This is a genomic window from Paracoccus sp. 228, assembly GCF_000967825.1.
Lineage (GTDB): Bacteria > Pseudomonadota > Alphaproteobacteria > Rhodobacterales > Rhodobacteraceae > Paracoccus > Paracoccus marcusii.
The window spans coordinates 1-5,693 of record NZ_JYGY01000017.1; the positions used below are offsets into that span (position 1 = coordinate 1).

Annotated in this window: 5 protein-coding genes; 4 read left to right on the plus strand and 1 reads right to left on the minus strand. The window is 60.1% G+C overall.

Features of this window, described 5'->3' with window-relative positions; all coding sequences use genetic code 11:
- Positions 1 to 189: 189 nt before the first annotated feature.
- The 4 genes from SY26_RS19520 (at position 190) to SY26_RS21430 (ending at position 4,331) form a co-directional block, all read left to right on the plus strand.
- Complete coding sequence (locus tag SY26_RS19520) at positions 190 to 1,545, plus strand: IS1380-like element IS1247 family transposase (RefSeq protein ID WP_084693981.1); 1,356 nt, start codon at positions 190 to 192, stop codon at positions 1,543 to 1,545.
- Between the two features lie 411 nt (positions 1,546 to 1,956).
- Complete coding sequence (locus SY26_RS19525) at positions 1,957 to 2,787, plus strand: alpha/beta fold hydrolase (RefSeq protein ID WP_046001955.1); 831 nt, start codon at positions 1,957 to 1,959, stop codon at positions 2,785 to 2,787.
- Positions 2,788 to 3,014: 227 nt separating this feature from the next.
- The gene (locus SY26_RS19530) at positions 3,015 to 4,079 is read left to right on the plus strand and encodes a class I SAM-dependent methyltransferase (RefSeq protein WP_052715411.1); all 1,065 of its coding nucleotides are present in this window, start codon (positions 3,015 to 3,017) and stop codon (positions 4,077 to 4,079) included.
- 60 nt (positions 4,080 to 4,139) lie between these two features.
- The gene (locus SY26_RS21430) at positions 4,140 to 4,331 is read left to right on the plus strand and encodes a hypothetical protein (RefSeq protein ID WP_157020560.1); all 192 of its coding nucleotides are present in this window, start codon (positions 4,140 to 4,142) and stop codon (positions 4,329 to 4,331) included.
- Between the two features lie 821 nt (positions 4,332 to 5,152).
- Here SY26_RS21430 and SY26_RS21435 read toward each other — a convergent pair.
- Positions 5,153 to 5,512 carry a hypothetical protein gene (locus tag SY26_RS21435; protein ID WP_157020561.1) on the minus strand — a complete coding sequence of 120 codons (360 nt, stop codon included), beginning with the start codon at positions 5,510 to 5,512 and terminating at the stop codon, positions 5,153 to 5,155.
- Between the last annotated feature and the right edge of the window lie 181 nt (positions 5,513 to 5,693).

Here is a 5,693-nt window from a genome sequence, read left to right on the forward strand (position 1 = left end):
TCTCGACGTCATGCGCAGGGACACGTCGAAGGGCTCGCTCTCCATCAAGCTCAAGAGGGCAGGCTGGGATGACGACTTTCTCCGAAACGTTCTCACCCACATTTCCCAAGTAAGGCGCTGATTTCGCTGTCCTGACCATTATATTTCCTATATAAAACATGGTGTTGAAGGCTGCGAGGGGCGCGTTTCATGGATCACCCAGAGGGTGCGGGCTTGCAACGGGCAGATCGGGTGGATTTCGACCCTCGCGTGCGGCTGGAATTTCGCGGCACGCAGCTCAGTTCCGACGGCGGCCTTCTGGTGATGCGCGAGCTTGATGACGCGCTCGGGTTGTCCGATTTGGCGTCAGCGGCGCTGCGCGATACTCGCTCTGGCAAGAACACGGTCCATCGGCTCGACGGCCTGTTCCGGCAATCAGTCTTTGGGCGGCTGGCCGGATACGAGGATGTCAACGACGCCAACCGTCTCGCCTGCGATCCGGTCATGCGCCAAGTTGTCGGCGGCAGAGCGGTCGATGCACAAGCGGCCTCGGCATCGCAGATGGGACGGTTCGAGACCGAGACGCTGGCTCTGGCCGGGAACCGTGCCGCGCTGGCCGACCTGAACGGGCAATGGATCGACCGGTTCCATGACCGTAACGGGCTGAAGTACATCGTTCTGGACATGGACAGCTCGGTCAGCCCGACCCATGGCGACCAGGAAGGGTCCGCCTGGAATGGCCATTTCGACTGTAGCTGCTATCACCCCAACTTTCTGTTCAACCAGTTCGGGATGCTGGAACGCTGCGCCCTGCGCCATGGCAACGTCCACAGCGCCGATGGCTGGCGTGATGTTCTCGACCCCGTCATTGCGCGCTACGCGGAGCGCGACCTTGGTGGCAGGTTCTTCCGGGCCGATGCTGCCTACGCGATCCCGGCGATCTATGAGCGATTGGAAGAAGCGCGGTTCTTCTACGCCATCCGGCTGCCCGCAAACGCGGTCCTCAAGGACAAGATCGCGCATCGGCTAACGCGCCCTGTCGGGCGGCCGTCACTGACCAAGGTCAAGCGGTTCTTCGAGGAATTCGAGTATCAGGCGGCGTCCTGGGACAAGGAACGCCGGGTGATCGCCAAGATCGAATGGCATCCGGGCGAACTGTTCCCGCGTGTCGGCTTCATCGTCACCAACCTGCCGATGGAGCCGGACTGGGTGGTGCGGTTCTACAACCAGCGCGGCACCGCCGAGCAGCACATCAAAGAGGGCAAATACGCCTTTCGCTGGACGCGGCTGTCGTGCCGGAAGTTCCGCGACAATGAGGTGCGGCTGCAACTGCACGCCCTGGCGTACAACCTGGCCACCTTCTTGCGCTGCATCGAGCTGCCCGAGGCCATGGCCGACTGGTCGTTGATCAGCCTGCAACTGAAGCTGATCAAGATCGGGGCACGTGTGGTCCGTCACGCCCGCACCATCACCTTCCAGCTGGCCGAGGTCGCTGTCACCGGCACGATGGTACGCGCCATCCTCGCCGCTATCCGCCGATTGCGAGCGCCACCGCTATGCGCATGATCGCGATCCACGCTCAAACTGAACGAAAGCGGCTGGACAGATCTGTCCGCTGCGCTGAAAAACGCCGCCCCTGGGCAAGGAAACAGCGGCTTCGCGGTCTGATCCGTCCAGATCCAGCAGTCTGCGCGACCGCAGGTGCCGCTTGCGGCAGAAAATCCTTGTCTAGCGCTCGGATACAGGCGATCTTCACCTCAAACGACACGCCACTTGGGGAATGCAGGAGGACGTGTCCCGATCCTGCGGAAGCCTGCAAATGTGAGGTTCGCATATGAATTCCATCGCCAGCCTGCATCAGCCAGCTTTGACCCGACGCCACGTGCTCTGCCCTGCACTGCCCGAGCCCTTGCGATCGCACTCGTGACGCCCTTTCCCGGATTTGCCCAACCCTCGTTGCCCACAGGAGATCTTGCAATGGCCTTTTTCACCACCTCGGACGGCACCCGCCTCTTCTACAAGGACTGGGGACCGAAGGATGCGCAGCCTGTCATGTTCCACCATGGCTGGCCCCTCAGCTCTGATGACTGGGACAGCCAGATGCTGTTCTTTCTGGCCGAAGGTTACCGCGTCATCGCGCATGACCGCCGCGGGCATGGCCGGTCCGACCAGACCGACACCGGCAACGAGATGGACACATACGCCGCTGACGTGGCGGAACTGGCCGAGTCGCTTGACCTGCGCGATGTCGTCCATATCGGACATTCCACCGGCGGCGGCGAAGCGGCGCGCTATGCGGCGCGAGCGCAGGCTGGCCGGGTCGCCAAGGTCGTGCTGATTGGCGCGGTTCCGCCGGTGATGGTGCAGTCCGACAAGAATCCGGACGGCATTCCCATGGAGGTCTTCGACGGCTTCCGTACCGCGCTGGTGGCGAACAGGGCGCAGTTCTTTCTGGATGTCGCGAGCGGACCATTTTACGGCTTCAACCGCGAAGGCGCCACCGTCAGTCAGGGACTGATCCAGAACTGGTGGCGTCAGGGCATGGCCGGGGGCGCCAAGGCGCATTACGACTGCATCGCCGCTTTCTCGGAAACGGATTTCACCGAGGATCTGACCGCGCTCAGCGTGCCGGTCCTTTTCATCCATGGTGAGGACGATCAGATCGTCCCGATCAGCAATTCGGCGCATAAGGCGATCAAGCTTGTCCGGGACGGCACGCTGCGGACCTATCCCGGGCTGTCGCACGGGCTCTTTGCCACGCATCCTGATGTGGTGAACCCGGACCTGCTTGCCTTCGCCGCCAAGTAAAATCGCCCCTTGTGGTGCGACTGGCCGTTCTTGTCGACTGAATAAAGATGCCTTGGGGTTTCGACATCCCAAGGCATTCCGATCCGGGCAAGCTCATCCTGTCAGGTGATGTACTGTCCTGTCCTGCGGACGATAAGATGCGCGAAAACCTCTGCCACCTGGGAAAGGGAGATCTCAATGGCTTACTCGCGTGAGCCATATGCGATTGCCCTGACGTCTATGAGGGGTTGAACATCGAGCGGATCGCCAGCGCCAAGGACCGCAAGCAGCTCGACTTGAAGCTGACGAACCCACTGCCCTTCACGATGGCGAACCTTAGAGAAGTCTTTGGCGATTACCTGTTGGACCCCCGCTTTCACGTCCTGAAAGGGCTGGCCGAGTGCTTCTGCGACCTGGACCCGGCCTATAAGAGCCATTCCAAAGTCAAAATCGGTGTCGAGGGTCTGCCCAAGCGCATCATCATCGGCAGCGCGACCGGATGGAACAGTTGGGGCCAAGAGCGGCTGAAAGACACGCTGAACGCCCTGCGCGTCTATCGCGGCCAGCCGCGCTACGACTATCGCGAGTTTGCCGACATGATGAAGGAAGCTGAGCGGCACGGCGAGGCCGATTGCTGCGCTGGCTCCGTTCGCGCCTTCAAGAACGGCAACGCCCACCTGATTTTCAACGAGCCAGGGCGGCGCGACATTAACCGGGCGCTGGCCGAGTTCTACGGCGAGGTTCTTCCCGACGCGCCCACCGAGGCCGAGGCCAAGCGGCCAAGCACCGAGGTTGCCCGGGACCTGCAATTCTACCCGACGCCCCGGCACGTCGCGCAAGAGATCATCGGCGCGCTGCACCTGTCGGGCGGCGAACACGTTCTTGAGCCGTCATGCGGCGATGGCCGGATCATGGACGAGCTGGCGGCATGGAACGACAACCGCGAGGATCGCCGCGGCCGAGATCCTGTCACCGTGACCGGCATCGAGTATGACGCTGGCCGCGCCGAGCGGGCCCGCGCAAAGGGGCATCATGTCATGACCGCGAATTTCCTACAGGTCGCACCCGACGCGCGCTTTGATCGTGTCGTGATGAACCCCCCGTTCTACGGCAAACACTACAAGCTCCACCTCGATCACGCGGAGAAGTTCTTGAAGCCGGGCGGCGTCCTGGTCTGCATCCTGCCCGCGACCGCCTACTATGACCACGGCACGATCCTTGGCCGGTGGAACGATCTTCCCGTAGGCAGCTTCGCCAGTTCCGGCACGAACGTCCCGACCGGATATTGCGTCTATCACAAGCCGCGCCCCTGAGCGCCGGGCGGGCCTTCCGGCCCGCCTCTTTCCCCTGTAGCTTGAAGAAAAGGACTGGCTATGAAGAGACTTTATCTTCGCATCTATCTGATGGGCCATTCTGGCCGCCACATGCCGCGTTGGCTGCGCCGCGCCATTGTGCGAAGTGAAGCTCACCGCGCTTGGCTCTGTGGCTACAAAGGTTTTTTTGAGCAGGACGGAGTTCGCTACGGTCCTGCCAACCCGTACCCAGGGTTTCTGCCAGACCTTTGAGCCGTTGCCCTTCTCATCTTCCTCTAAATATCCTCGGGGGGAGCGCCCTAAGGCGCGGGGGGCAGACAGCCCCCCTTCTGTTTTCCTTCGAGCATATTCTTTGATGGTGAGGTTTAGTCTAAGCCAAGGTGCGGCTTTAAGGCCGCATCCCTTGGGGCGGCGACCTAGGCAACGGCTGGCTGACGCCCGCCGTTGCCTGACGTTACTGCAAGCGCAGCTCCTAACGCTCATCAGCCTTGTTCAACGGCTATGTGCTGGTAATGTTCTGCACCATGACAAGCCCCGGCATCACCCTTCAACATGCTGCTGACAGTGACGCTACCGTCAGCATTCGGTGCTGTTCATGTGACCGCCTTACAGTGCGGGCAGGCCCCTTGCTGATCCTACAGCTAGGCAAACCAGACATGCCTCTGCGAGCTTTGCAGGACCGGCTAGTGTGTAGCAGTTGCGGGAGTAGGGCCGAGCTGCTGATTACTCTGCCGTCAGAAGGCGTAGAACAAGCCAAGAGCCGTGCAAGGCCCATCGGTCATGCTTGCAGCTAGACGTTGCTCGTGATCGCGTCCTAACTGTTCAGCATCAACCAGATGGAGCTAGTCGCGCATCTATCGCTGCTCGATATACAAAGACCGATATGTAGCTTCCCCTTTGGGGGATAGCCTCAACAAGCGCCTGCCTTGCAAAGCCTCATGATTAGAAGAAGCCGGAACAAGTAGCCCTAGTTTAACTAGTTGCTGAATGGTTCTGTTAGAGAACGACTCTTTTTCGAAACCGTGCTGAGTGATGATGCGCCAGTCTGGATCGCGCCTTGTGAGGTTGGAAATCTAATCATCTTCTATGAAGGCAACGGCCTCATTCCGCTCTGGGTCGTAGGTTGTTTTACTGCCAAACCTTCTTAGACCTAAAACATGTAGGGCACTGGAAATTTTGACAGTAACAACGCTTCTTGCAAGAGGTTTGGGATTATTTGGATCAGCGTCAGTAGATACTGAAAGGCTGTCTTGGCCTGTTTGAGCCTCCTCAAATCCCTTCTGATATGCCCGCTCAAGTGCTCGTGCGAGCTGACCATTCAAATCAGTAGAAGCGCCGTACTTTCGAGCTTCCTTATTCTCCTGGGTTATTTCTCTGGCCCATGCCCTAAATTCTGGAAGGCGATTTGCCGCAGGCGTTGGTTTTCGTGCCATGATGCCCCTTACATACGACGAGCCGTTGACAGGATGGGGGATGGAAGGGTGCATGTCGAACTCTATTATTTTGTTATATCCTCATTGGGCGCATCCCGTCCTTTGGCCGGGACCGCGCTCTAGGCTTGTCCGGCTGGCGCCGGCCTGCGCCCCGAGCCTGGACGCCCTGCCTTCCTTTGCG